Genomic DNA, 2,576 nt, shown 5'->3' with positions numbered 1-2,576 from the left:
GCGGTGGCGGGCGTTTCTAGGACGGGGTGACGACGTGCTTCGCGGCGATGCGCTTCGCCGTCTCCGAGTCCGGTCCCGGCGCCGGTACGAAGACCGTCTCGCGGTAGTAGCGCAGCTCCGCGATCGACTCGCGGATGTCGGCGAGGGCGCGGTGGTTGCCGTTCTTGTCCGGACTGTTGAAGTACGCCCTCGGGTACCAGCGGCGCGCCAGCTCCTTGATCGAGGAGACATCGACGATCCGGTAGTGGAGGTAGCCCTCAAGGCCGGGCATGTCGCGGGCGAGGAAGCCGCGGTCCGTGCCGACCGAGTTCCCGCACAGCGGCGCCTTGCCGGGCTCCTTGACGTGCTCCCTCACGTACGCCAGGACCTGTGCCTCCGCGTCCGCCATCGTCGTACCGGACGCGAGCTCGTCGAGGAGGCCCCCGGTGGTGTGCATGGTGCGCACCACCTCGGGCATCGTCTCCAGAGCGGCGTCCGGCGGGCGGATCACGATGTCCACCCCTTCGCCGAGCACGTTCAGCTCCGAGTCGGTGACCAGCGCGGCCACCTCGATGAGTGCGTCGTCCGCCAGCGAGAGCCCGGTCATCTCGCAGTCGATCCACACCATTCGATCGTTCATGCGCCTTACCCTACGGCGCGCTCCGCCGGCCGGGCAGGCCCGGCCGCCCCGGACCTGTCGCGTACATGTCCGAACCCGGTTTGTCCTGGTCCGGACCCGCGGCCGGTCCCGTGGCCCCAGAAACAGGCGTATGGGCCGGTGCGGCGCCCTGCTGCGGATGGGCCGCCCCGGCGGACGGCACGCCCGAGCCGTTCGTCGGCCCCGCGCCCGGGGCCGGGCGGCGGGTCTGGCCCGGGACACCCGGCTCCGACGGGCCGGAGCCCGAGCCCGTGCCGCTCGCCGCGGAGGACCGCTGCTCCGGCACCGGGGCCTGCGGGTCGGCCTGCGGACGCCTGGCCCGGTACGCCGAGCGGTACGCCGCAGGCGACGAGCCCAGCTGCCGCCGGAAGTGCCCGCGGAGCGCCACCGGCGACCGGAAGCCGCAGCGGTTCGCGACCTCGTCCACCGAGTAGTCCGACGTCTCCAGCAGGCGCTGCGCCTGGAGCACCCGCTGGGTGATCAGCCACTGCAACGGGGCGCTGCCGGTCAGCGAGCGGAACCGCCGGTCGAAGGTCCTGCGGCTCATGTACGCGCGGGCGGCCAGCGTCTCCACGTCGAACTGCTCGTGCAGATGCTCCAGCGCCCAGGCGACGACCTCGGCGAGCGGGTCGGAGCCGATCTCCTCAGGTAAAGACCTGTCCAGGTAGCGCTCCTGGCCTCCGCTCCTGCGCGGCGGTACGACGAGCCTGCGCGCGAGCGCTCCCGCGGCCTCCGACCCGTGGTCCGTGCGGACTATATGGAGACAGAGGTCGATTCCGGCCGCGGTGCCCGCAGATGTGAGGACATCGCCGTCGTCCACGAAAAGCTCCCGCGGGTCCACATGGACGGACGGGTACCGCTTCGCCAGCGTCGGCGCGTACATCCAGTGCGTGGTGGCCGGGCGGCCGTCCAGCAGCCCGGCGGCGGCCAGCACGAACGCGCCGGTGCACAGGCCGACGATCCGCGCGCCCTCCTCGTGCGCCCTGCGCAGCGCTTCGAGCGCCTCCAGCGGCGGCGGTGCCGTGATCGACCGCCACGCGGGCACCACCACCGTGCCCGCCCTGCCGATGGCGTCGAGACCGTACGGCGCGGACAGTTCGAGCCCGCCCGTGGTCCGCAGGGGGCCCTCTTCCCCGGCGCACACCAGCAGGCGGTAGCGGGGGACGCCGGCGTCCTGCCGGTCGATGCCGAACACGGAGAGCGGAATGGAGCTCTCGAAGATGGGGCCGCCGCTGAACAGCAGTACTGCGACGACCTCCCGGCGGCGACGCCCGGAAAGCTTTCGTACTGACTCCTGTGTGGCAGTGGAGTCCTGGCTCATGGCGCTAAGCCCCCCTCGGTGTTCGCGTCTCCCCGTTCTTGTCGGGCCTCTCGCTCCTGCACGATTCCCCTCGGTTTTGCACGGGTCCCCGGCCTTCGATGCTCATGATCGAATCTACTGTGTCCCGTGGTGCCGGCGTGACCAGTTCCCCACCCGCCGTTATGTCGACAAGGCAACTTGGCGCGAAGCATTCGATCACGAAGCGTTCCACTCGCAAGCCGCGCAGGGAAGTACGCCTCCCGCCCATGGCCCGTCCCCATGGCCGGGATTGGCGAACGGAAACAGCCTTGTGCCTGGTGGCAAGGGGGTTGGCGGGGGATTTCGCCAAGGCTTCTGCTCGGCCGAGAAGTTGGCTGAAAAGAGATGGGTGAGTCCCTGTGAGCTCTCAATCTCGCGGTGTACGCGTTTGAAACGCCCATGAGCCCTCGTGCCTTGGTGAGCCGCCGCGTGATTCTGTGCGCGCCCCTGTGCGCCGGGGTGAGGGGCGGTCGCCGGGGCGCTTCTTACCCCGGCCGACGCGTCCGAAATCGTTCAGCGGGCTGATCCGTGGGCGGCCGGGCGGGGGCTCGCGAGCCGGCGGCAGCCGGCATCCGGCCGTCGCGGCGGCGGGTCCGGTGG

The 2,576-nt window shown here is 71.2% G+C and carries 2 protein-coding genes; both read right to left on the bottom strand.

Going from position 1 to position 2,576, the window contains the following annotated elements:
• Positions 1 to 16: 16 nt before the first annotated feature.
• The gene (gene orn, locus LCE31_RS38730; RefSeq protein WP_225022908.1) at positions 17 to 619 is read right to left on the bottom strand and encodes an oligoribonuclease; all 603 of its coding nucleotides are present in this window, start codon (positions 617 to 619) and stop codon (positions 17 to 19) included.
• 10 nt (positions 620 to 629) lie between these two features.
• Positions 630 to 1,958 carry a GlxA family transcriptional regulator gene (locus tag LCE31_RS38725; RefSeq protein ID WP_225022907.1) on the bottom strand — a complete coding sequence of 443 codons (1,329 nt, stop codon included), beginning with the start codon at positions 1,956 to 1,958 and terminating at the stop codon, positions 630 to 632.
• Positions 1,959 to 2,576: the final 618 nt, after the last annotated feature.

It is taken from the genome of Streptomyces sp. 8L (assembly GCF_020176795.1).
In the GTDB taxonomy this organism is placed as follows: domain Bacteria; phylum Actinomycetota; class Actinomycetes; order Streptomycetales; family Streptomycetaceae; genus Streptomyces.
This window is presented reverse-complemented; position numbering and strand designations above follow the sequence as displayed.